General features: G+C 65.7%; 19 protein-coding genes, 1 tRNA gene, 1 other RNA gene and 1 pseudogene. 11 read left to right on the top strand and 11 right to left on the bottom strand.

The genetic code is table 11. The features are described from left to right. Nucleotides 1–41: 41 nt before the first annotated feature. Entirely contained in the window at nucleotides 42–569 is a 528-nt protein-coding gene (locus EYB42_RS03365; RefSeq protein WP_135448200.1) for a c-type cytochrome, read from the bottom strand. 123 nt (nucleotides 570–692) lie between these two features. Here EYB42_RS03365 and EYB42_RS03370 point away from each other — a divergent pair, with 123 nt between their 5' ends. Continuing rightward, nucleotides 693–1,526: a prephenate dehydratase gene (locus EYB42_RS03370; RefSeq protein ID WP_135448202.1), complete on the top strand. Its 834-nt coding sequence runs from the start codon at nucleotides 693–695 to the stop codon at nucleotides 1,524–1,526. A gap of 6 nt (nucleotides 1,527–1,532) precedes the next feature. Here EYB42_RS03370 and EYB42_RS03375 read toward each other — a convergent pair whose 3' ends face one another. After that, the gene (locus EYB42_RS03375) at nucleotides 1,533–2,018 is read right to left on the bottom strand and encodes an SRPBCC family protein (protein ID WP_135448204.1); all 486 of its coding nucleotides are present in this window, start codon (nucleotides 2,016–2,018) and stop codon (nucleotides 1,533–1,535) included. A gap of 45 nt (nucleotides 2,019–2,063) precedes the next feature. Further along, a complete protein-coding gene (nudC, locus tag EYB42_RS03380) occupies nucleotides 2,064–3,017 on the bottom strand; it encodes an NAD(+) diphosphatase (protein WP_135448206.1) in 954 nt (317 codons plus the stop codon). Nucleotides 3,018–3,312: 295 nt separating this feature from the next. Between nudC and EYB42_RS03385 the strand changes: the two genes are divergently transcribed. Then, entirely contained in the window at nucleotides 3,313–5,271 is a 1,959-nt protein-coding gene (locus EYB42_RS03385; protein ID WP_135448208.1) for a bifunctional 2',3'-cyclic-nucleotide 2'-phosphodiesterase/3'-nucleotidase, read from the top strand. Between the two features lie 34 nt (nucleotides 5,272–5,305). Then, entirely contained in the window at nucleotides 5,306–5,932 is a 627-nt protein-coding gene (locus tag EYB42_RS03390) for an HAD family hydrolase (RefSeq protein ID WP_135448210.1), read from the top strand. Between the two features lie 83 nt (nucleotides 5,933–6,015). Here EYB42_RS03390 and EYB42_RS03395 read toward each other — a convergent pair whose 3' ends face one another. Continuing rightward, a complete protein-coding gene (locus EYB42_RS03395; RefSeq protein ID WP_135448212.1) occupies nucleotides 6,016–7,383 on the bottom strand; it encodes a M24 family metallopeptidase in 1,368 nt (455 codons plus the stop codon). A 246-nt stretch (nucleotides 7,384–7,629) separates the two neighbouring features. Here EYB42_RS03395 and ffs point away from each other — a divergent pair. Next, nucleotides 7,630–7,726: signal recognition particle sRNA small type (gene ffs, locus EYB42_RS03400), an RNA gene on the top strand. 452 nt (nucleotides 7,727–8,178) lie between these two features. Here ffs and EYB42_RS03405 read toward each other — a convergent pair. Then, a pseudogene (locus EYB42_RS03405) lies at nucleotides 8,179–8,562 on the bottom strand (arsenic resistance protein); the annotation flags it as partial. A 288-nt stretch (nucleotides 8,563–8,850) separates the two neighbouring features. Between EYB42_RS03405 and EYB42_RS03410 the strand changes: the two are divergent. The 6 genes from EYB42_RS03410 to EYB42_RS03435 all read left to right on the top strand — a co-directional run bounded on the left by EYB42_RS03410 (nucleotide 8,851) and on the right by EYB42_RS03435 (nucleotide 15,981). Continuing rightward, nucleotides 8,851–9,645: a PhnD/SsuA/transferrin family substrate-binding protein gene (locus EYB42_RS03410; RefSeq protein WP_240783944.1), complete on the top strand. Its 795-nt coding sequence runs from the start codon at nucleotides 8,851–8,853 to the stop codon at nucleotides 9,643–9,645. Between the two features lie 5 nt (nucleotides 9,646–9,650). After that, nucleotides 9,651–11,069: an ATP-binding protein gene (locus EYB42_RS03415; RefSeq protein ID WP_135448217.1), complete on the top strand. Its 1,419-nt coding sequence runs from the start codon at nucleotides 9,651–9,653 to the stop codon at nucleotides 11,067–11,069. After that, complete coding sequence (locus EYB42_RS03420; RefSeq protein WP_135448219.1) at nucleotides 11,062–12,267, top strand: sigma-54-dependent transcriptional regulator; 1,206 nt, start codon at nucleotides 11,062–11,064, stop codon at nucleotides 12,265–12,267. The genes EYB42_RS03415 and EYB42_RS03420 overlap by 8 nt, the downstream gene beginning before the upstream one ends. Nucleotides 12,268–12,417: 150 nt before the next feature. Next, a complete protein-coding gene (locus EYB42_RS03425) occupies nucleotides 12,418–12,945 on the top strand; it encodes an arsenate reductase (azurin) small subunit (protein WP_135448221.1) in 528 nt (175 codons plus the stop codon). 10 nt (nucleotides 12,946–12,955) lie between these two features. Continuing rightward, a complete protein-coding gene (locus EYB42_RS03430) occupies nucleotides 12,956–15,415 on the top strand; it encodes an arsenate reductase (azurin) large subunit (protein ID WP_135448223.1) in 2,460 nt (819 codons plus the stop codon). Between the two features lie 53 nt (nucleotides 15,416–15,468). Then, nucleotides 15,469–15,981 carry a DUF2478 domain-containing protein gene (locus tag EYB42_RS03435; RefSeq protein ID WP_135448225.1) on the top strand — a complete coding sequence of 171 codons (513 nt, stop codon included), beginning with the start codon at nucleotides 15,469–15,471 and terminating at the stop codon, nucleotides 15,979–15,981. Between the two features lie 352 nt (nucleotides 15,982–16,333). On the opposite strand, the gene EYB42_RS17795 is transcribed toward EYB42_RS03435, so the two are convergent. The 4 genes from EYB42_RS17795 to EYB42_RS03455 form a co-directional block, all read right to left on the bottom strand. Continuing rightward, nucleotides 16,334–16,480 carry an ArsA-related P-loop ATPase gene (locus EYB42_RS17795; protein ID WP_135448227.1) on the bottom strand — a complete coding sequence of 49 codons (147 nt, stop codon included), beginning with the start codon at nucleotides 16,478–16,480 and terminating at the stop codon, nucleotides 16,334–16,336. 586 nt (nucleotides 16,481–17,066) lie between these two features. After that, nucleotides 17,067–17,750 carry a hypothetical protein gene (locus EYB42_RS03445; protein ID WP_135448229.1) on the bottom strand — a complete coding sequence of 228 codons (684 nt, stop codon included), beginning with the start codon at nucleotides 17,748–17,750 and terminating at the stop codon, nucleotides 17,067–17,069. 715 nt (nucleotides 17,751–18,465) lie between these two features. Then, nucleotides 18,466–18,542: transfer RNA gene (locus EYB42_RS03450), tRNA-Pro, on the bottom strand. Nucleotides 18,543–18,589: 47 nt separating this feature from the next. Beyond that, complete coding sequence (locus EYB42_RS03455; RefSeq protein ID WP_135448231.1) at nucleotides 18,590–19,555, bottom strand: DMT family transporter; 966 nt, start codon at nucleotides 19,553–19,555, stop codon at nucleotides 18,590–18,592. Nucleotides 19,556–19,687: 132 nt separating this feature from the next. Between EYB42_RS03455 and EYB42_RS03460 the strand changes: the two genes are divergently transcribed. Further along, nucleotides 19,688–21,244 carry a Na/Pi cotransporter family protein gene (locus tag EYB42_RS03460; protein ID WP_135448233.1) on the top strand — a complete coding sequence of 519 codons (1,557 nt, stop codon included), beginning with the start codon at nucleotides 19,688–19,690 and terminating at the stop codon, nucleotides 21,242–21,244. A 95-nt stretch (nucleotides 21,245–21,339) separates the two neighbouring features. Here the strand turns inward: EYB42_RS03460 and leuB are convergent, their stop codons facing one another. Both leuB and EYB42_RS03470 read right to left on the bottom strand, forming a co-directional pair. Then, nucleotides 21,340–22,446 (bottom strand): 3-isopropylmalate dehydrogenase, encoded by a 1,107-nt coding sequence (gene leuB, locus EYB42_RS03465; protein WP_135448243.1) that lies wholly within the window; start codon nucleotides 22,444–22,446, stop codon nucleotides 21,340–21,342. Nucleotides 22,447–22,504: 58 nt separating this feature from the next. Further along, entirely contained in the window at nucleotides 22,505–23,563 is a 1,059-nt protein-coding gene (locus EYB42_RS03470; protein WP_346763295.1) for an endonuclease/exonuclease/phosphatase family protein, read from the bottom strand. Nucleotides 23,564–23,567: the final 4 nt, after the last annotated feature.

Below are 23,567 nucleotides of genomic sequence, written 5' to 3' on the forward strand. Positions count from 1 at the left end.
GCCCCGAGGGGCGGCTTCGATGCGCGCGCAGTGCGCGGGATTCAGGGATTGGCGGCCAGATAGGCGATCAGGTTCGCCCGGTCCTCGGGCTTCGGCAGGCCGGCAAAGGCCATCTTGGTGCCGGGAATCGCAGCCTTGGGGTTCGCCAGGAACTCGAACAGGGCTTCTTCCGACCAGGGCTCGGCCGATTTCGCGGCCATCGCTTCCGAATAGGCAAAACCTGCCACGGCGGCATGATTGCGGCCGACGACACCATTCAGATGCGGGCCGACGCCGTCGGTGCCGTCCAGCTTGTGGCAGGCGGCGCACTTGCGGAAGACGGCTTCGCCTGCCGCCGGGTCCGCCGAAGCCATCAGCGTTGCCAGATCCGGCGCAGCCTCGGCCTCCGCATTCGAGCCGCCAGCATCACCGGTGTCGATCGTGTAGGCCTGGGTCAGCCCCTCGCCGCCATGGCCGCCACCATGACCCACCGTGTAAAGCGCATCGCCCGCCCAGCCCGCCAGCATGAGCACCAGAAGCGAGCCGCAGACCGCGCCCACCGCCTTGGTCATCGTCATCGTGTCGAACATGGGTCACCTGTCTTGGGTCTGAAGTTGCGCGCTATCTATCCGCTTCCTCCCGCAGGTTTCAAGGTGTAGACGCGCGACGAAACGCCCCTATCCGCGGGTTTTTCGGAACGGAGACGCCAGCAGATGACCGGACGCATCGCATTTCAGGGCGAACTCGGGGCCTATTCGCACCAGGCCTGCCAGCAATCGCGCCCCGACATGGAGCCCGTTCCCTCGACCACCTTCGAGGAGGTCGTGGAAAAGGTCGCCCGCGGCGAGGTCGATCTTGGCATGCTCGCGGTCGAGAATTCCACCTATGGCCGGGTGGCCGACGTGCATTCGCTGCTGCCCAAGGCGGGGCTGCACATCGTGGACGAGGCCTTCGTGCGCGTGCATGTCAATCTTCTGGGGGTAAGGGGAGCGCGGCTGGAGGACGTGAAGGAGGCCTACGGTCATGTCGTGATCCTGCCGCAATGCGCGGGCTTCCTGAAGGCCCATGGCATCAGGGGCCGCGTCAGCAGCGACAACGCCCGCGCTGCGCGCGAAGTGGCAGAGGCTGGCGACCGGACCCGCGCGGCGCTGGCCAGCGAACTGGCGGCCGAAATCTACGGCCTGGATGTGCTGGCGCGGCATATCGAGGATCAGGCGAACAACACCACCCGCTTCCTGGTAATGTCGCGCACGCCCGACCACAGCCGCCGCGGCAACGGCAAGATGATCACCACCTTCACGTTCCGCGTGCGCAACATTCCGGCCGCGCTGTACAAGGCGCTGGGGGGCTTTGCGACCAACGGCGTGAACATGACCAAGCTGGAAAGCTACATGGTCGGGGGCACCTTCACCGCGACGGAATTCTACGCCGATATAGAGGGCCACCCGGAGGATCCGAACGTTGCCCTTGCGCTGGAGGAACTGCGCTATTTCACCACCGAGGTGCGCATTCTGGGTGTCTATCCGGCCGACCGGGAACGCGGTTAGGCGGGATCAGTCGCGCGCGGACGCGGCCCTGCTGCGGATATAGCGATCCTGGATCCGGGTAGCGAGCTGGGCAAGCCGGGCCTCCAACCGGGCCGTCACCCGCCCCTTCGCCAGGCGCAGCGTGTTGATGAACAGCCGCGCCGTGATGGTCTTGGGCTTCACGTCAAGCATGACGCGCAGGCGGGTCCGGCCCGGTGACAGCGCCATCAGTTCCATCACCGATGTCCCCGACATCGCCTGCCCCTCGAATGAGACCGCGATCCTTTCATCCGGGACCAGTTCATCGATGCGCAACACGACCTTGCGCAGCCTGCCGCGAAAGCGGAAACGCACGCGCCAGCCTGCGCCAACACCGGTCAGCGGCATGTCGGCCGGACGCTCGATATCGGCGCCGCGGCGGACGGCCTCGCGCTCCCAGGCCGAATGGTCCGCAAGGCTTGCGTAAGCAAAGCCAATCGGTGCCGCGATATCGGTCCTGGCCGTCAGCTTCATTCGGCTTCCCTGATGTCCCTGTTGCAGAGAGGCATCACCATTACGTCAATCCAGCCGGTCGGCAAGCCAGTTGCGCAGGAGGAAGCCCGCAATCGCGCCGGGACGCGGCGGCCGGATCTGCGGGTGCCGGCCCGCGAAGGCCGCGACCAGATCCTCGCGCGTTACCCATCGCGCGGCCTCGAGTTCCTCGGGATCGGGCGTCAGGGCACTGTCAATTGCCTCGGTCCGCGCACCGATCATCAGCGAGGCTGGGAAAGGCCAGGGCTGACTGGCCAGATAGGTCACGGGGCCGCAGCGCACCCCTGCCTCTTCAAGGACTTCGCGGCGGACGGCGGCCTCGATGGTCTCGCCGGGCTCGACAAAGCCTGCCAACAGCGAATACATGCCTTCCGGCCAACCCGGGCTGCGGCCAAGCAGAACCGAATTTCCCCGGGTCACCAGCATGATGACCACCGGATCGGTTCGGGGGAAATGCCGCGCGCCGCAGGCGGGGCAGATGCGTTGCCAGCCGCCCTCGGCCATGTCGGAGGCCGCGCCGCAGGCCGAACAGAACCCATGGCTGCGGTGCCACTGAAGCACCGCCTTGGCCGTCGCCGCAAGTTCGGCATCCCTGGCTGAAAGCCGGGTCATGACCCCGCGCAGTTCGACGAAGCCTGCCTGATCACCTAGTGCCGGATGGTGCTGGACCGATGGATCGAAGAACCCCGCAACGACAGCCTGGGCGCCGGCTTCGGGTGACCAGTCCGAGATGTCGGCGGCAAAGCGTGCCCTGCCCTCGTCAAGCCCAAGGAACACCGGCGCAGCAGCATGGGCCAGGGCGGGATGGTCCGCGGCCACCCAGCCAAGCGCGTCACCGGGGCCGACCAGCGGCTTGCCACGCCAGACAGGCAGCACGGTGCCGGACGCCAGCGCACTGGACAGGCGACGGGGATCCCTGCGGATCGCCGCGGCCCGATCCAGACCCGACCCGCCGAAGGTTACAGATTCGGCAATCTTCATCCTGTGCGGCCTCCAGAACCGCCGGGTGCTGAAATGCCAGTTCGGATCGGGAATTGCCAGTGAACAGCGCGCGGGAACAAACAGAATTGTCCCGATCGCCGCGCCAATTGGCAGCAGGCCCCGTCAAGGATTGCGACGAAAAAGCAACCCGGGATTGAAAATCATCGATCCTCCATAACCAGGACACAACTTTTGCGATAAAAACCAACAGGTTTCACATTGGCGATCGATTGTCCGGCATGCCCTGGTCCAGCAGAAAAGTCATCGGCCTTGTCGTGGAAGGCTCTTGTTCAGCATGAGCTCGATGTCTGTCGGCAATTGCCTGCCGGTTTCGAAGATCTTGGACGATGCGGCGGGGAATCCGGACGTCGGTCCGCCAGCCTTTCCCGGGGATGATGAAGCCCCGGAAATCCGCCTGCGGCTGATCGCCACAAGCGATCTGCATGCCTGCCTTCTGCCCTATGACTACTGTCATGACAGGCCGCTGCCGGGTCGCAGTCTCGCCCGTATCGCTGCCGTCATCGCGCACGCCCGCGCCGAGGTGCCGAACAGTCTGCTGTTCGACAACGGCGACTTTCTGCAAGGCAATCCGCTGGCCGATTACGTTGCCAATGCCCGGCGCAGACGCCGGCCGCATCCGGTGATCACAGCCTTCAATGCGCTGCGCTATGATGCGGTCACGCTTGGCAATCATGAATTCAACTACGGTCTGAACTTCCTGACCGCTGCCCTGTCCCATGCGGACTTTCCGGTCGTGTCCGCCAATATCGTCACCCGCCTGGGCAGCAGCCCGGCGCGCGACAGGACATTCGTGCCGCCTTTCACCATCATGAGGCGGCGCTTGACCGACGCATCAGGCCGGGCGCAGACCCTGCGGATCGGTGTGATCGGTTTTGCCCCGCCCCAGATCGAGATCTGGGACCGCGACCATCTGGGCGGGCGGATCCGGATGCGCGACATCATCGCCGCGGCGCAGGCCTGGTTGCCCCGGCTGCGGACACGGGGGGCAGATGTCATCGTGGCGCTGGCCCATTCGGGAATCGGCCCGTTGGATGCGGTCGAGGGGATGGAAAACGCTGCAACCGCCCTGGCGGCCCTGCCAGACATCGACGCGGTGATTGCCGGCCATAGTCATGTGGAATTTCCAGGGCCGGCAGTCGCAGCCGCGGCAGCGGTCGATCCGGTGCGGGGCTTGCTTGCGGGCAAACCGGCGGTGATGCCGGGCCATTGCGGCAGCCATGTCGGGATCATCGACCTTACGCTCGCTCGCGCAATCGAAGGCCGCCGACGCTGGCGCGTGACAGCGGCTTCGGCAAGGCTCGTGGAAGGATCGGCAGGGGCAATGCCTGCCGCCCCCCAGCTGCGCCGGGCGATCTCGGCCGACCACCGGGCTGCACTGGCCTGGTCGCGGCGGATCATCGGCCACAGCCGCACGCCCCTGCACACCCATTTCGCCACCACTGCGCCCAGCGCGGCGCTGGATCTGATCGCAGTGGCCAAGACCGACCATGTCCGTCAGGCACTTGCCGGAACACGATGGGCGGACCTACCGATCCTGGCCTCGGCCACACCGTTCCGGTCGGGCGGTCGCGGAGGCGCCGGCAACTTCACCGATATCCCGGCCGGCCCCCTGCAAAGACGCAACCTGTCCGACCTCTACACGTTCCCCAACACCATTGTCGCCATGGTGATGCGCGGCGCCTGCATTGCCGACTGGCTGGAACAGTCCGCCGCCCTGTTCCGCCAGATCGCCCCGGGCGATACCGACATGCCCCTGCATGATACAAGCGTGCCTTCCTTCACTTTCGAGACGATCCCGGCCCTGACCTATGCCATCGACCTCAGCCAGCCGGCCAGGTTCGACGCCGACGGGCGGCTGATCCACCCGGAGGCGCGCCGGATCCTGGGCCTGCGCCTCGATGGCCTTCCGCTGGACCCGGACCAGCCGGTGGTGCTGGTCACGAACAATCACCGGGCCAGCCGGGCGATTTCGGTCCGGCCCGGTTGCCCGCCCGAAATCGTTTTGTCAGCCGGCACCAGGACACAGGACGTGCTGGCCGGATACATCCGCCGGCAGGGCACCGTCGGGGCGCCTCCGGCGCGGTCCTGGCACTTTCTGCCGATGCCCGGGACGACCCTGCGCATCACCGCCGGCCCGGGATCGGCGTCCTATCTGGGCGACATCGCCGCCTATCGCCCGGTGCCGATCGGCACCGGGCCTGACGGTTTTGCCCACTATCGGCTGCACCTCTGATGGGCTATTGCACCGGTCGTGCTGGAGACCGGAAATGTTTGACGCGCTGCTCTTCGACCTGGACGGAACGCTGATCGACACCGAAAGCATTGCCATTTCCACGGGCGTGGCTGCCTTTGCTGCCCACGGACATGCGGTGGACGAAGCCTTCATGCATGCGCTTGTCGGCAAGGACGAACCCACCGCGGCGCGGATGATCCGCGCAGCCCTGCCACATGCCGACCTGGAAGCCGTGAACCGCCACTGGCGCGAAGCCTTTTCCGCCGGCGTCGATCGCGGGCTGGAATTGAAACACGGGGCTGCCGAACTTCTGGCGGCCCTGTGCCAGCCGATGGCAATCGTCACCTCGACCGGCCGGGAAGGCGCGCACCGCAAGCTTGACCTCGCCGGCATTGCCCATGCCTTCGCCCATGTCGTCACACTGGACGACGTGACCACGCCGAAGCCCGCGCCCGAGCCCTATCTGCTGGCGGCCCGGCTGCTTGGCGTGGCCCCGGGCCGATGCCTGGTGTTCGAAGACAGCGAAACCGGGGCCGAGGCGGCCTATCGCGCCGGCTGCGTCGTGGTGCAGGTGCCCGATGTGGTGCCAAGCCAGGGCCGCTGGGCGCACCACTTGGCACCCGATCTTCTGACCGGCGCCCGCATGGCCGGGGTTATCTGACATCCCGGCCGGGTGCAGAACCGCCCTAGCACAGGCCGTTTTGCGACCCGTATTCGCGAAGGCCGGCCTGCCCGTGCAGGCGGTCAGCAGATCACGATCTGCGCCGGATCGAAGAGATAGGGCGCCACGATCCCGCAAGTGTCGGCAAGGGGCAGCAGGGTGTCCGGCACATCCATGCCGACGACCTCTCGCATGAAGCTTGCACGTGCCGCGCAACGCCGGGCAACGTCGGGGAAGTCGCGCTCCAACGTTGCGCGCAGGGTGTCGTCGGCGATGACATAGCCGTCCTCCATCCGCGTGGAGCCATAGACGGGATGCGCCGGGATCACGTCCATCTGCATGGCCATGCCGCTGGCCAGCGGATCGGTCGAACCCTCGCGGATCGGCGAGGAAATCCACTCGTCCAACCCGATCAGATGGCCGGGGTTCAACGTTATGCCGAAGGTCTCGGCCGGCAGTGCTGCCATCATGTGCGACCAGACGTATCCGCCGCAGACACCGGGGCGCATCAGGGCGCACCAGTCGGACATGGCGGTGACGTAGGGTTCGACGAAAGTCTGGACATAATCGCGTGCCGTGGCGGGCAGATCCGCCGCCGACCGTGCCAGCCAGCCTGCCCGGCAGATGTTCGCGCCCCAGTGACAGATGTTGAAGCTGACAGGCTGGCCGGGGGTCAGATGGGCACCCGACGGGCCACAGAGGCCCGGCGCTTCTCCCACTGCAAAGGTCGCATGGCATCCCAGCGGCAGCCCGCCAAGCCGCGCGGCTTCGATGGCCTGGAAATCGGTCATTCCTTCGCGCAGGCCAAAGACCAGCCGCTTCAGCGCGGCGGCAGCCATGTGATTGGCGAATTCGAGCCGCGCAATGCCGACGGCATCAACGCGGGCCCGCAGCCCATGCACCGGGTGCATCATCAGAGGGGTCGCATTCTCAACCCGGCCGGCAAGGAGGCGCAAGGGATCGGCCAGAAAGGCCGGAAGATCAAGGGTGCCGGCGGGATCGTCCACCTCATCCTCGCCGAACCATTTCCAGCCGACCGCCCCGACCCGATCATCGGTGCCCAGCATGTCGGCCAGCCAATCGACAAGCCGCCGCCCAGCCCGGGGCTGCGACGGCAGCGACAGGCTGGCGCAATGCCCGACGCGCACCAGCCCGGCACGCACCAGCGGAGAAACCGACGTATAGGCCAGACATTCGTTCCCGGCCAGCAGAAGCGCATCACCGGGGGTGACGACCAGAACGGCCTCCTCGAAGCGGGGATCGAACCCCGTCAGCCAGTGCAGGTTCGCGGCATGTTCGCGGTCTGCATATATCACGATCACGTCATGGCCTGCTGCCGCAGCCGCTGCGCGCAGCGATGCCAGCCGCGCCTCGCATTCCGCAAGGCTCAGGGCTGGCGGCAGGTCTGGCGTGCCGTTGTCGGGCCAGTCGATACGGATGAGTCGGGACATGGGCCACCCCCTTTCGGCGGCAGGTTAATGCACAGGGACGGACCAGGCCACGGTCTTGCTGTTCTGAACGAAGGCATGACGATCCGGGCAGGCGGATACAGGCGCCGGACAGGCCCCCGCCGGCCGCCCGGGGTGACCCCGACCCTGGCCGGCAGGTCACCGTACTGCACAAATGCTCCGGCCACCCGCGGCCCCATCCCGAAGCCGACCTTGCGCCGCCCCCGCCGCTGGCCTATATGCACAAGCGAGAGGTTGGCGCGGGCAAGCGCCTCGCCAACCCGGTCAGGTCCGGAAGGAAGCAGCCGTAACGAGCCCCGCTTGGGTCGTTGTCCAGCCTCTCACCAAACCACCCCTCAAGATCGTGATGCGCAAGACCCCCCTGAACTCAAGGGGTGGCGCTGTTTTCTGTGCCGGAACACATGCCAGAGTGAGGTCGAACTTGTCGGCCGTTCGGAGTTGACCTCTCCGCTGGGTGGCGGGCGGTGGGCTGCTTTGACGCTCTTGCCCGGGGCAGTCGCAGGTTTTCAGCGTCAGCTTGCACTTGCTGCGCCAGAGACTTCAGTTGCATCGACGAAGCTGGCGCCGCCTCACGACGCCCTCAACGTCAACCAGACAAGATACCCGTCGGCTCCGCCTCCCGCGGCATGGCTGGATCCAACCAGATCGTCGGCGACGCGGCGCTTCAGCGCGTCCATCGCCTTTGGGCTCGAGCCGATGGCGCCTCAATGGCTCGATAGCTCGGCCAGCGCCGGGTCTTGTGCGTCGGTGGTGTAGGTCTGCTGTGCCAATCCGCTATCACGCTGGATTCACAAGATGACTCCCTCGCAGGATCTGTGCAACAGACCCGGTGCGGCTGGCAAAGGCCACAAGCGACAGCATCACCGGCACTTCGACCAGCAAGCCGGCCACGATGGCCAAAGCCGCGCCGGAGTGCAGCCCGAAAAGCCCGGCAGCCACCGCAACCACCAGTTCGAAGAAACGCGATGCGCCGATCAATGCGCAGGCCGCTGCCATCTTGTGGGGCACTTTCCACGCAAGCGCCCAAGCATAGCCAAGCGCGACGATGCCGCAGGACTGGATGATGATCGGCACAGCGATCGGGGCAATCAGCAGCGGATGGGCAATGATGACCGGCCCCTGGAACCCGGAAAGCAGCACAACCGTCAACAGCAACCCGAGGAATAAGCCGGCTTGATGGGCAGAATATCGATCCCTGCCCGCTTGCAAGACACGGCTACGGTCCGGACGGGCCAGCGCCGCAACGGTGTCTGCATCAGACGTTACGGCCCCCTTTGGATCTTGTGCAGGCATCAGCACCGTCGAAGTCCGATTTGACGGATCATCTTGCAAGGATCAAGATCCCTGCTGCCAAGGGCACTGAGAGGTGCGACCCCGAGATTTGCGGAGGACGGAGTGCACACCCGGCGAAGTGCAATGCTAGCGGGCGCGGCATTCTGCGCGGCACCCATGGTTCGTGCGCAGGGCAATGTGCCTTTCCGCTTTGCCCTGACGCCGGTCTTTCTGGACAACGACGCCGCGGTGATTTCTGCGCTCCGCACTGCTTTGGCCGAGGCGATGGCAAGCGAGATCGAACTGGTCCAGCGGCGGACCTATCAAGAGATCACAGGTGCCTTGCTGGATGGATCGGTCGATGCGGCCTGGACCTGCGGCTATCCCTACCTTCAGCACCGCGATCAACTGTCCTTGCTCGGGGTGCCGGTCTGGCGGGGCGCACCGCTCTATCAGTCCTACCTGATCGTCGCCGCCGACGATGACGCGGCCAGTCTGGCCGATCTGAAGGGTGGGACGCATGCCTTTTCGGACCCGGACAGCAATTCCGGCTGCCTTGTCACCGCGTCGGACCTTGCCCGGATCGGCGCCTCGCCCGACGGGTTCTTTTCACGTTCGATCTTTACCTACGGGCATCGCAATGTCGTGCGCGCGGTTGCTGGAGGACTGACACGCTCGGGCAGCGTCGATGGCTATGTCTGGGAAGTCCTGAACAGCGTCGAGCCCGACCTGACAGCACGCACACGTGTGATTTCACGGTCCGAGGAGCTGGGCTTTCCACCCTTTGTTGCACGCAGCGACCGGATGGAAGAGATCCGGATCACTGCCTGCATGGCTGCCCTGCAGGGCCTGGCGACGGCGGACAAGGGCCAGGAGGTTCTGCGCCTGCTGTTCCTTGATGCGGTTGTCCCGGCAAACCGTGCGCTGTTCGACGGCATCGCCGTCCGCATGGCTGCCCTGGCGGGCGGATGATCGCAATGCAGCCCTTTCGCAACATGCCGGTTACCTTGCGGGTGCCACTGATAACGGCGGCGCTGATGATCGTCCTTGGCCTGGTGGCAAGTCAAAGTGTGCTGGGTGCGCTGGACCGGGTGCAGGATGCCCGTATGTCCGAAACTGCCCGGCTGCATGTCGAGGGACTTTCGGTCGCACTGGGGCCTTCCGTCCTGCGGCAAGACGTTTGGGAGGTTTACGATATCCTCGACCGCGCGCGCCAGGCCAGTGACGGGCAGCGCTTGCTACTGACAGTCGTGGCTGACGAACGCGGCCTGGTTCTTGCGGCCACCGACCCACGCCGCGCACCTGTGGGCGTGGATGCTGCGGCCTTCGGCGACGGTGCCGTGGCCCCGGAAGCCGTGCGGATGACCGGGGATCCGGTCCTGCGAGTCAGCGCTCCACTGCAGTATCAGGGTCGCACCGTCGGAGGGATCGTCACCGAACTGGATGTGACGGACCTTCTGGCCGAGCGGTGGCAGATGACGCTGTGGCTTCTGTTGGGCAATGCGATGGCGACAGCACTGCTGGCCTTTGGCGGCTGGCTTGCTGTTGCGCACATCCTTCGGCCGGTGGGCGCCCTTGCGCAGGCGATGGATGCCTCGGGCGGGGCACCACGCCCGATCCCTACGGCCGAGATACCCCATGGCGATCCTGGCCTTGCGCGCCTGATCGAGACCTACAACCAGATGACTACCGCCGTCGAAGAACGGGCCGAAGCCGAACGTCGTCTTGCTGACCGCGAACGCTTCGTCAGTCTTGGGCGTCTTTCCTCGGCCCTGGCGCATGAGGTGAACAACCCCTTGGGCGGTCTCTTGAACACCGCCGACACGATCCGAACCTATGCCGACCGGCCGGATGTGGTCCGACAATCGGCGGAACTGATGCAACGCGGTCTGGCGCATCTGCGCGATGTCACGCGGGCGATGCTGGATCAGAACCGCTTGGACCGCGCCGGGCAAGTCTTGCGGCCGGAAGACTTCGAGGATCTGCGCCTCCTGTTCGAGCCCGAGGCGCACCGCCGCAATCTGGCGCTGGCATGGGAGGTTCAGGCCGGAGCTGCTGCCCTTACCAGCCAGCCCGCTGCACCGGTGCGGCAGGTGGCACTGAACCTCCTCTTGAACGCCGCAGCTGCGGCCGGGCCGAACGGGCAGGTCGGCCTCAGGGTCAGCAATGACATGGACCGGCTGTGCATCCTGGTCAGCAACACCGGCAGCGCGATGAGCGAAGCCGACCTCCGACGGCTTCTTGCCTCGGGGCCACTGCCTCCGGGCGGCGGCGTCGGACTGCGGCTGGTGCATGACATCGTGTCGGAACTTGGCGGCACGCTGCACCATGATCGGGCCGACGGGCGGACGATGATCCGCGTCGCCCTGCCAATGATGGGTGTTGGTCATGCTTGAAGGCCGCCGTATCGTTCTGGTCGAAGATGACGAGATCATGGGGGCTTCTCTTGTCCAGCGACTTACGCTGGAAGGCGCCGAGGTGCAGTGGCACCGCCAGATAGCCCGCGCACTGCCGGCAATCCGCACACCTCGCAAGAGTCTCGATGCCGTGATCTGCGACATTCGCCTGCCCGACGGTACGGGAGAGGAGCTTTACGACACGCTGACCCGCACCTCGCACCCGCCGCCGTTCCTGTTCATCACCGGACAGGGCGGGATCGACCAAGCGGTGCGCTTGATCCGGTCGGGCGCGGCGGACTACATTGCCAAGCCTTTCGACATCGCGACGTTCCTGACCCGCCTGGCTACCGTCATGCGGCCCCGTGCCGACCAGGAGATGCTGACCGAAACCGGCATCACGGCCGCCGCGCGCACCGTGGACCGCCAGATATGCGAGGCAGCGGCACGGGACACGCCCCTGCTGATCCGGGGGGCGCAAGGGTTGGGAAAGCTGCACCTCGCCCGTCGCGTTCATGATCTGTCCGAGCGCCGGGCCGCGTCAATCATCGTCTGCAACGCATTTCGCGACCGCGTCGGCGCTTCAGAACTGGAGAAGGCCGTCGCCAATGTTGGCGAGGGCACGCTCGTCGTCATCGGGATTGGAAAGCTGGACGCCACTGCGCAGGACGCGCTGATTGCCTTGCTTGCCGCCCCCCGCTTACGATTGATCGCGACCCTCGGTCCGCACGGCGACCGGGATGCGCAGGGTTTGCGCGACGATCTTCTTTCCCTCCTGCGCTCACACGAGATCGTCGTGCCGCCGCTTGCGGACCGGCCTGACGATGCGGTCTGGCTGGCAGCCCAGCTGTTTCCCGGCTTGAACGCGCGCCGCAAGGAGCCGTTGACCGGGATCGCAGCCAGTGCCGAAGAAGCGATCCGCGCCCACGACTGGCCGGGCAACGGACGCGAACTGCGCGCCCGGCTGATACGAGCGGTCGAGGCGGCTGAAGGCAGCATGGTGATGACCGCTGACCTTTTCCCGGAACGCGCGGTGGACGAGGCGATGCGGCCCCTTTCCGAAGTGCGCGATGGCGCCGAGAGGGCACAAATAATGGCCGCACTGGACCGGACTCGGGGGCAGGTCGGCGAAGCGGCGCGGCTTCTGCGGGTGTCGCGGACGACACTGTGGGAAAAGATGCAGAAGCTGGGCCTCTGACCCTCGCACCATGTTCGGAAATCCGAACACCAAAAAATAGTTATCAATTACGATATTTTGCTGCATTGCGGCAGCCCCGTAAAGGCCATCCCCGCCACTGCTTGCCCGCGGTATCCTTGGACGACAGGGAGCCAAGGGAGGGTAGCCACCATGAAATGCAATCGTCTGGTCGATGTCGGCCGACGCCAGTTCCTGCGCGGCGGTGTTCTGGGCGCCGCAGGGGCTGCCGCGGCAACAGTCATGCCCGCAGCGCAGGCCCAGGCGCAAACAGCGCGGGCACTCGTGGACTACCCGTCCAGCAAGCTGGCGAACATCGCCGATCTGAAGGTGAACGAGCCGATGGACATTGGCTATCCTGACGCCGACAGCCCCGGCATCCTGCTGAAACTCGGCACCGCGGTGGAAGGCGGCGCCGGGCCCGATGGCGACATAGTCGCCTTTTCGGTCCTGTGCCCGCACAAGGGCTTTTACATGAGCTACCACGCCGCGGACAAAACCCTGAATTGTCCGGGCCACTTCAGCCGTTTCGATTGCGAGAAGGGCGGCCAGCAGGTCTGGGGTCATGCGACCCAGAACCTGCCGCAGTTCGCGCTGCGCGTGGACGACAAGGGCGACATCTATGCCGAAGGCGCGGACGAGCTGATCTACGGCCGTCTTTCCAACGTGCTGCAAGGGTAAGGGGGCGATCATGGCTTACAAACGCAACATCGACCGCCTGCCGATCATTCCCGCGGGCGCCACGGAACATAACGTGACCTGCCACTACTGCATCGTCGGATGCGGCTACAAGGCCTACACCTGGCCGTTGAAGACCCAGGGCACGACCGACAGCAACTGGATCGGCGAGGATCTGTCCAAGCAGCAGGGTGCCGATACCAAGGCCTGGTATGCGCCCTCGATGTACAACGTGGTCAAGCAGAACGGCCGCGACGTGCACCTGGTGATCAAGCCGGATGTGGCCTGCGAGGTGAACTCGGGCCTTGGGTCTATCCGCGGGGCGCGGATGGCCGAGAACCGCCGCTCCGACATCCTGGGCACGCAGCAGCAGCGCCTGACCGACCCGCTGGTCTGGCGTTACGGCACCTGGCAGCCGACCAGCTGGGACGATGCGCTGGACCTCGTGGCCCGCGTCACCGCCCGGGTGATCGACAAGGACAACGAGGACGACCTCTACGTCTCGATGTTCGACCATGGCGGAAGCGCCGGCGGGTATGAGAACACCTGGGGCACCGGCAAGCTTTACTTCCAGTCGATGAAGGTGAAGCACTGCCGCATCCACAACCGCCCGGCCTACAATTCCGAGGTCCATTCCAGCCGCGACATGGGCGTGGACGAGCTGAACTACAACTATGCCGACTACGAGGTGACCGACACCATCTTCCTTGTCGGCACCAACCCGATGGAATGCCAGACCAACCTGTTCCTGAACCACATGGTCAAGGGGATGCAGAACGGAGCGAAGGTCGTCATCTCGGACCCGCGACGCACCGTGACAGTGGACAGCTGTGAACAGGTGGCGGGGGCCGAAAACGTGCTGCACCTGGCGATCAAGCCCGGCTCGGACGTGGCGCTGCACAACACGCTGTTCACCTACATTGCCGACCAGGGCTGGGTGGATGCCGACTTCATCGCCAAGTCCACCTTCCAGGGCGACGTGGCGGTGCCCGCCGACAGCGCCCATCCCGCCGCGCTCGGCTCGTATGAGGCCGCGCGGGCTGCCTGCAGAATGAGCCTGGCCGACGGTGCAGCCGCCACGGGCCTGACCGAGGCACAGATCATCCAGGCCGCGGAATGGATCGCCAAGCCGAAGGAGGATGGCAGCCGCCGCAAGTGCGTGACCGGCTATGAAAAGGGCATCATCTGGGGCAACGACAACTATCGTGCCATCGGGTCGCTCCTGAACATCGCGCTGGCCACCGGCAACGTCGGTCGCGAAGGCGGCGGCTGCTGCCGTCTGGGCGGTCACCAGGAAGGTTACTACCGGCCCTCCGACGCCCATGTGGGGCGCCCGGCGCCCTACATCGACCAGCTCATCATCGCGGGCGGCGGCAAGGTGCACCACATCTGGGCCAACGACCACTACAAGACCACGCTGAACGCGGCCGAGTTCAAGCGCGTCTACAACCGCCGGTCCAACATGGTGAAGGAAGCCATGGACGCCCGCGCCGGGGCCACGCGCGAGGAGCTGGTCGATGCCATCGTGGCCGCGATCAACGCGGGCGGCATCTTCTCGGTCAATGTGGACATCATCCACAGCCAGATCGGCCAGGCCGCCCATGTCATCCTGCCGGCGGTCGAATCCGGCGAGATGAACCTGACCTCGATGAACGGGGAACGCCGACTGCGCCTGACCGAGAAATACATGGACCCGCCCGGCTCGGCCAGGCCCGACTGCCTGATCGCGGCCGGCATGGCCCAGGCGCTGGAGCGCGTCCTGCGCGAGGAGGGGCGCAACGACTATGCCGACCAGTTCAAGGGCTTTGACTGGAAAACCGAGGAAGACGCCTTCATGGACGGCTACCACCAGGCCAACCCCGAGGTGACCTACGACCGTCTGCGCGCCATGGGCAACAACGGCGTGCTGGAGCCGGTCGTGGGCTTTGCCGACGGCAAGCTGGTGGGGACCAACCGGCTTTACGAGGACGGTGTCTTCACCCGTCATGGGCGCGAGGACGGCAAGGCCCTGTTCTGCATGGGCGAATGGCGCGGCTGGCAGGCTCCGGGCAAGGCCCAGCAGCAGGCCAACCACCGCTTCTTCATCAACAACGGCCGCGCCAACATGAACTGGCAGAACTGGTTCCTCGACCAGGGCAACGAGTTCGTGATGGACCGCTTCCCGGTGCCGTTCATCCAGATCAACCCCGAGGACATGGCCGAACTGGGCATCAAGCCGGGTGACATGGTCGAGGTCTACAACGATGTCGGCGCCACGCAGGCGCTGGCCTACCCGGAACCGACCGCCAAGCGCAACGAGACCTTCATGGTCTTCGGCGCACCGAACGGGGCGCAGGGCAACATCGTGAACGCGGGCGTGAACGAGCTGATCCTGCCGAACTACAAGGCGACCTGGGCCAACATCCGCAAGATCTCGGATGCCACCCCGGCCTCGGCGGCGGTGTCCTACAAGTCCTGGGAAGTCGAGCTTTGAAGATCAGGCCCGCCCGGGTTCCTCGGGCGGGCCATTTCGACGGGGAGGGATGGATGCGCATCGCCTATGTCAGCCTGCAAGGCAGGGGTCGCACCGACCAGCTGATCGCCGAGGTTGCGGACCGGCTGGCTGCCCAAGGGGTGCGGCTTGCGGGAACCGTGCAATCCAATCACGAACGGCCCGACCGCCGGAAATGCGACATGGACCTGCGGGTTTTGCCCGATGGCCCCACCTTGCGCATCAGCGAGGACCGCGGCGATCTGGCGCGCGGCTGCATTCTTGATAGTGGTGCGCTGGAACAGGCCGTCCACGAGGTCGAGCGCAGGCTGGACGGCGCGGACATCCTGATCGTCAACAAGTTCGGCAAGCGCGAGGCCGAAGGCAGGGGGCTGACCCCGGTGATTGCCGAAGCCCTGCACCGCAGCCTGCCCGTTCTGGTCGGGGTGAACGGTCTCAACCTTGCGGCGCTCCTGTCCTTCGTCGAGGAAGAGATTCAGGGCCTGCCGACCAATGCCGAGGCGGTTGCCGACTGGTGTCTTGCGGGCGTGGTCCGCCTGCCAGCCTGAGGCAACGTCAGGTCAAAGCCAGCAATCTCGCAATGCCGACCGGTGGTTCTGCCAGGAACGGCAGCAGAAACACGCCGTGCCAGTCCGCTGCAGATGCGTTCGATCTGAACCGTCTCTCCACCGATCCGCCTTTGCAGCAGCGCGTCTGCATGCCCGTCTGCACCAGCGACCGGCTTACTACCCAGGCCGCAGGCCAGATCTTCGCACGGCGGAGGTCTTCCCGCAGTCTCGCAGCCTCGGTGACCGGCGTCGTCTCCGGCAAGGCCACAAGAACGACCTTCATGTAATCTGGATCCTCGGGTCGCGTCAGTGGGGGATCCTATCCCGCGTTGAACCGATCCCATGTCCTGCGTCATCTGGCGGTGACAGGCACCTGTCGCGCCAGAAGACGCAGCGTATGCCCGGCCGGCGCAGTATCCATGACGATGAATGCCCCCTCGTTTCGGCCACGATGCGCGAGAAGACGTGGAAACACGGCCACTTCCTCGGTGCAGGGCAAGGCCCGGTACTGGCAAGCTCATAAACCATCACCGAAGGGCCGAGTGCCTCCAGATTGGCAGCAGCCTTCATGACTTCCCCCGACGGGTTCTCGTCCCGGAAGAGCGCGGGCAAGGCGGGCAGCCCCACCACGTCAAAGGGCCGCAGCGGCACCTCGGTCGCAGGCAATGCCGCACACCATAGCGAGCAACGAGGCCAGGGCCGCCATCCTCCGCCTTCGCGAAACCGAAGGCATCGGGCCGCAATACGGATTTTGGCCGCGGTCAGAACCAAGGACGGCTTGCGCGCATCGCTGACGTTCCGGTTCGGGGCTGCTGCCTGCCTATTTCGTCAGGACGCCGACGCCCGCGCCGACGATGGCACCTTCCACACACCGGCCGTCAACCAGAACTTCCCCTGCTGCGCAACCGATTGCAGCGCCGACCACCGCGCGATCAAGGGTTCTGTCCCCGACACACCCGGAGAGCCCGAATGTCGAGGAAGCCACCATCAGAGCGACCAGGCTTCGCATGTTGAATCCTCCTTCAAAGCCTTTGGGACGATTTCGATAATCAAACACGGGCGGCGCAGGCAAAACATGATCTGTGTCAATCGGGCCGAAGCTGCTCTGAACCGACCACGATGGCCTGTCGGACGGCTTTGCTCAGACTGGCAAGCGGACGCCTGGCGTCACGCGCGCTGGCTCCAAGCTGATCCGCACACTTCAGCCACTGCCGGTGGGGGTCGTCGATCACCGCAGCATGTGCATGATGGGGGCCCGCGTTCAGAGATACGCCCTGAACCCCGGTGAGGGGATCCAGGTGAAGCACACCATGAAGGAGGACCAAGTCGCCCACTTCGCCTGGACAACAAAGGGCAGCGGCGTGAACAGTGACTTTCATGGCGACGGCGGCGGGAATGGCTTCAGCCAGGAACGGGGCCGCGCCGTGCCCGAGGCTATTGGCGACCCGACCGCGGCCTTCACCGGCAACTGCGGCTGGTTTTGGCGCATCCGGACAGACGCCCACCGTCACTCTGACGCTCAGGGCAGGAAGCGATTGCGCCGACCGTATCTGCAACCTCGCGCACAGGAAGACCCGGGCCGCGATCGCCAGCGAGGCCAGCTTTCCGAACGCGAACATGGTGACCTTCCTGAAGAATGGTCGGAACAGGGTGCCCCTTGACCCTGTGCCCTCGATCGCAAAGGCGCTGGAGGTTGATCCGGCTTGCCTGATGCGTCTTGCGCTCGACCACGCCGTCGGCGCAATGGCGGCGAAGGCGATCACCGACATCTTCGGCACGCCCGCCACAGAGAACAAGCGTGCGCCACAACCACGTTTGGACGCAGCGCCGCAAATCAGCGATCGCAGGCTTGTCTTTCGCGGCAGAGCCGCCCGCCCGGCGCATATCCGAACACGGTCGCCCAGTGGCGCAGCCGCGCTACGGTCGAGCACAGGAAGACCCGGGCGCCGGAACCGCGCGCCACCGGCCTGACGGAAGCCGGGGAAGCAATGGTTGTCGCATCCGGAAGGCATGCGGGTGCGCGTGGCCGTACTGAACGGCAATACCGCGATCGGAACACCCATCACACCGGCTGCGGGACAGGTCTTTCCGGGGTAAGGCGCATCGGACTTTCAGGCAATCTGTGCAAGAGAACCGCGCTGCGCCGAAGTCGTGCACATTTGGGCCGGGCAAGGAAAGAAAACTTTCGGATTGGGGACGCGCGGCCGCCCCCGATACGTTGTTTCCTTGGTCGTCTCCCAGGTTCGGAATCTGCCAGCCTGATCACCTGGCAGGAGGGCCAAGCTGACGCAGTTCTTCCCGCATCCCTCGGGAACCGAGGCACGAGGCCGGCTTGGGAACGGGAAGCGCTCCCCAAAATCGCAAAGCCATGTGCCGCGCTACGCCGGCAGGGGGATCGCAGGTCAGGCCGCACGATCGGAAAACGGCACCCTGGCTGCGACAGAATCACCGGCAATGCGCAAATCTTGTCGGGATTTCCTGAATTGGTCGGAGCGAGAGGATTCGAACCTCCGACCCCCTGCTCCCGAAGCAGGTGCGCTACCAGACTGCGCTACGCTCCGACCTTGCGCTGCGGGTTACCCCTTCCGCCCGGCTTTGGCAAGAGCCCTCAAACCTGATCGCTGCCGCGTTCGAAACGCTTCAGCCAGCTGGAAATCCGCGGCTGGGTGCCGATGTCCATGCGCGAGCGGTTCTCCAGCACCGGGCGGTGGCGGCTGACCGAGGGTTTGCCTTCGCGCAGGACGATGTAGATGCCGCTGGCAATGATGACGGCTGACCCGATGGCGGTGTAGAGATCCACCCCCTCATCGAAGAACAGCCAGCCGTAAAGCGCGGCCCACAGGATCTGGGAATACTGCATCGGCGCCACGATCACCGCAGGTGCGGCGCGATAGGCCGCAATGATGCCCAGGGCCCCCAGCATGCCAAGAAAGGCCATGACCGCCGTCAGGCCCAGGTGTTCGACCGGCATGGGCCGATAGACGAAGGGCATGACCGCGCCCATGGCAAAGAAGGTCAGGACCATCGGGTAAAGCATCAGCACGGCCGAGCGTTCCTCGTTCCCGATCTTGCGCACGATGACACTGGTCAGCGCACCGGTGATCGCCGCACCCAGCGCAGCGATATGGCCGATGGAAAACCCGTCGCCCCCGCCCGGACGCAGCACGATCAGCACACCGCACAGACCCACGACCACCGCGATGCCGCGCCGGATGCCAACCTTCTCGCCCAGCATCGGAATGGCCATCAACGTGATGAGCAGCGGCATGGCGAAGAAGATCGCATAGCAGGTGGCCATCGGCAGCTGCGAGAAGGCGAAAAACCCCATTACCCCCGTCACTACCGCCGAAACCGACCGCAGGATCGACCACCAGGGATGGCGGGGGATCAGCGTCCCGTCCCGCCGGTCACCCATCAGCATCATCGTGACCAGCGGAAAGCCCATCAGGCCGGAAAAGAACATGATCTGAAAGGCGGTGTAATCCTCGCCCAGAAGCTTCACCACCACGTCATGCGTGGCATAGGCCCCAAAGGCGGCCAGAGAAAGGGCCGCGCCCTTCAGATTGTCGGACATGCCGGAACTTCCGTTGCTGCCGCACCCTTGCCGGATGGGCCGTTCGCGCTATCGCCGGTTGTGGCAGAATAGGCCGGGTGCCACAAGCCCGGACGGCTTGCCTTGCGCACGCGCTTCAGTCACCTTCGCGCCATGACAGGGGGAATCCTGGGTTTTCTTGGCGGTATCGGTCTGTTCCTTTTCGGGATGGAAACGATGACCGCCGCCCTGCGCGATCTGGCCGGAGAACGTCTTCGCCGATGGCTTCTGCGGATCACCCGCACGCCATTGCGCGGCGTGTTGACCGGGGCGGCGATCACCGGTCTGGTGCAGTCCTCCAGCGCAGTGACGGTGATGGCGATCGGCTTTGTCGGCGCGGGGCTTCTGAGCTTTTCCCAGTCGCTGGGCATCCTTTACGGCGCAAACATCGGCACCACCGCGACGGGCTGGATCGTCGCCATGGTCGGCTTCAAGATGAAGCTGGGTACTCTGGCGCTGCCGGTACTGTTCCTTGCCGCGCTGACCGGCATCTTCGGCGAGGGAAGGCTGGCGCGTTGGGGGCGGATGCTGGCAGGGCTGTCGCTGCTGTTCATCGGGCTGGACCTGATGCAGGCCTCGATGGCGGGAATGGAAGGAATGATCACCCCCGACCGCCTGCCGGATGATGGCTGGGGTGGGCGACTGGTGCTGGTGGCGCTTGGCCTTGGCCTGACGGCCATCATGCAAAGCTCCTCCGCCGGGGTGGCGCTGACCTTGGTTCTGCTAGGTTCGGGCGCGATCAGCTTTGCGCAAGCTGCGACGATGGTGATCGGGATGAACATAGGCTCGACCCTGACCGGGGTTCTGGCCAGCCTTGGCGGCGGGGTCGAGATGCGGCGGACGGCGCTGGCAAATCTTCTGTTCAATACCGGCACCGCGCTGATTGCCTTTCCGCTGCTGGACATGATCTCGCCCCTGCTTCACGCAACGCTGATCGGCCATGACGACCAGACGGCGCTGGTCCTGTTTCATACGGCCTTCAATCTGACCGGAACGCTGGTCTTCCTGCCCCTGACCCAACACTTCGCCGCGCTCATGCAGCGGCTGGTGCCGGACCGCCCGGTGACGCTTGCCGCGGCGCTGGATCCGGCACTGCTGACCGATACCGGCACGGCGCTGGACGCCGCGGCACGGACCGCAGGCGCCATGGCCGAGGCCGTAGGCGCGGCACTAGGCGCGGCCCTTGCCCCGCCGGACAGGCGCGACCTTCGGCCGCTGGCAGCCCTGCCCGGGCAGCTGGACCCGGCGAGGCAGGCCCTGGAACGGTGGATCTCGCAACTGCGCATACCCGCCGACCGCCCCGAGGCGATGGCGCGCATGGCCGCGCTGATGCATCTGATCGACCATCTTGCCCGTCTGTCCGCCCGCGCGCGCGAATACGAGCGGATTGCCCACCTGGCCGACAGTCCGCGTCTGGCGCGGCCGGCGCGGGCGGTGGCGGCGGCGCTGCGCAAGCGGATGCGGCCCGGACAGGCCGAGCGACTGGTGGAACGCGTGCAGGGCTTTGCCCGCCAGCACCGGCGCGGGGCCATGCTTCGGGAACATGCCGGGATCATCGACCTTCCCGGCGTCTTTCGGGAAACCGACGCCCTGCGCTGGCTGGATCGGGTCGCCGATCACGCCGAGCGCATCGCACATTACCGGGAAATCGCAGAAGGCCCGACCACCTGAGGCTGGTCGGGAACTTCGTGATCCGCTCGCAGGCCCTAGCCCGGAAATTGCACACAGGGCAGCGGGGAGGCGCCCCCGCCTGCCCTATGTCTGCCTCAGAGGCTTGCGTCCAGTGCCGCGACGATGGCGTCGCCCATCTGGGACGTGGATACCGGGGTGCCGCCCTCGGGGCCCATCAGATCAGCCGTGCGGACGCCGTCGGCCAGCACCTTTTCCACCGCCTTCTCGACGCGGGTCGCTTCGTCGCCCAGGTCAAAGCTGTAGCGCAGCGCCATGGCGAAGCTCAGGATGCAGGCGATCGGGTTGGCCTTGCCCTGGCCGGCGATGTCGGGGGCCGAGCCATGCACGGGTTCATACAGCGCCTTAGGCCGGCCGTTTGCCATCGGCGCGCCCAGCGAGGCCGAGGGCAACATGCCCAGGGATCCGGTCAGCATCGCCGCGCAGTCCGACAGGATGTCGCCGAACAGGTTGTCGGTCACGATCACGTCGAACTGCTTGGGCCAGCGCACCAGCTGCATCGCGCCATTGTCGGCATACATGTGCGACAGCTCTACATCCGGATAGTCGCGGTCGTGCACCTCCTGCACCACCTCGCGCCACAGGATGCCGGATTCCATCACGTTGGCCTTCTCCATCGAGCAGACCTTGTTCCGCCGCTTGCGCGCAAGCTCGAAGGCAGACCGCGCCACGCGGGCAATCTCGCTTTCGGTGTAACGCTGGGTATTGATGCCCACCCGCTCGTTGCCTTCCTTGAAGATCCCGCGCGGCTCGCCGAAATAGACGCCCGAGGTCAGCTCGCGCACGATGACGATGTCGAGGCCCGCCACCACCTCGCGCTTCAGCGACGAGAAATCGGCCAGCGCGTCGAAGCATTGCGCGGGCCGCAGGTTGGAATACAGGTCCATCTCCTTGCGCAGGCGCAGAAGGCCGCGCTCGGGCTTCACGGAAAAGTCCAGCTTGTCGTATTTCGGCCCGCCCACCGCGCCCAGCAGCACCGCATCCACCGCTTGCGCCTTGGCCATCGTGGCATCTGTCAGGGGCACGCCATGCGCATCATAGGCGCAGCCACCGACCAGATCCTCGCTGACATCAAAGCGGATGCCGCGCCTGTCACCCATCCAGCCGATGATCTTCTTCACCTCGGCCATGACTTCGGGGCCGATGCCGTCGCCGGCAAGAATGAGGAGAGAGGGGTTGGACATGATGCGGCTCACTGCGTGGACTGGGTCGCGCGTGGCCTAGCCAAAGGGCAGGGCGGGGTCAAGGTTCCACGGGCACGACGATATCCACCCAGACGGGGTAGTGGTGCGAGGCCGCGCGCAGCACGTGGGCCACCGGCTCGTCATCAGCCGGCCAAAGAACGCCGGACCCGGCGATGGCCAGCCCGGCCGACGGCAGCACATAGTCGAGCCTCAGCCCGCCCAGGCTGGCATAGATCGCGGTATCCAACGCCGGATCGCCATGGTGTTCGGGCTCGATCCTGCCATGATTGCCCCTGGGCTGCGGGTCCTGAACCGCCGGGTGGTCCAGCAGCGCCTGGATGCCCTCGTGCAGGCCGTCGCCATCGGCCGGGTCGAGGTTGGCGTCGCCAAGCAGAACGAAGGGCGCCTCGGGCGGGGCCATCGGCAACCCACCCGTCAGATAGTGGCGCCAGAAGGCGGCCTCGTCATGGTTGCGGCGGCGGTTCCGGCCCTCGGGTCCGTCAAAGGCCGGTGGCGTTGCATGAAAGGCAAGCAGGTGAAGCGGGCCCATATCGGTCAGGACCGGCACATCCCAGAACCCGGTCGTCGCCAGACGCTGCACCGCCAGCAGGTCCGGATCGGCCGCGTCGGGAAGCAGGGCGTCGGGCAGATCGCGCCAAAGGAAGGCCGAATGGTCGCGGGCATTCCCCGCATCGACCGGAAGACGCGACAGGATGGCCATGCCGCCCTGGCCCGAGAACTGGCCGAAGCCTTGCGCATCGCGGGGATCACCAGGCCGGCCATTGCCATCGACATCGAATCCGGTCTGCATGCCGGTATTGGGGCGAAGCGCAAATCGGTGCGGATAGGGGGCGCCTGCGGCGTCCAGACGGTCAGCCAGCAGGTTCAGCGCCACGCCGCCCCGATCGTAATCGATGGAGGTGAGCAGGATGACATCGGCGTTCAGCGCGGCGAGAACCTGCACCACGGCCGCAATCTGCGGATCTTCGCCGCGCACAATATCCTGAACCAGAAGTCCCGGACCCTTGCGGTCCAGCCCGACATTCCAGGTGGCGATCCTAAGGGTCTCTGCTCCGGCAGGAACGGACAGAAGAGTTGCGAAAAGGAAGGCACGCACCACA

Origin of the sequence: Tabrizicola caldifontis (assembly GCF_004762095.1) — a bacterium.
In the GTDB taxonomy this organism is placed as follows: Bacteria; Pseudomonadota; Alphaproteobacteria; order Rhodobacterales; family Rhodobacteraceae; genus Tabrizicola; species Tabrizicola caldifontis.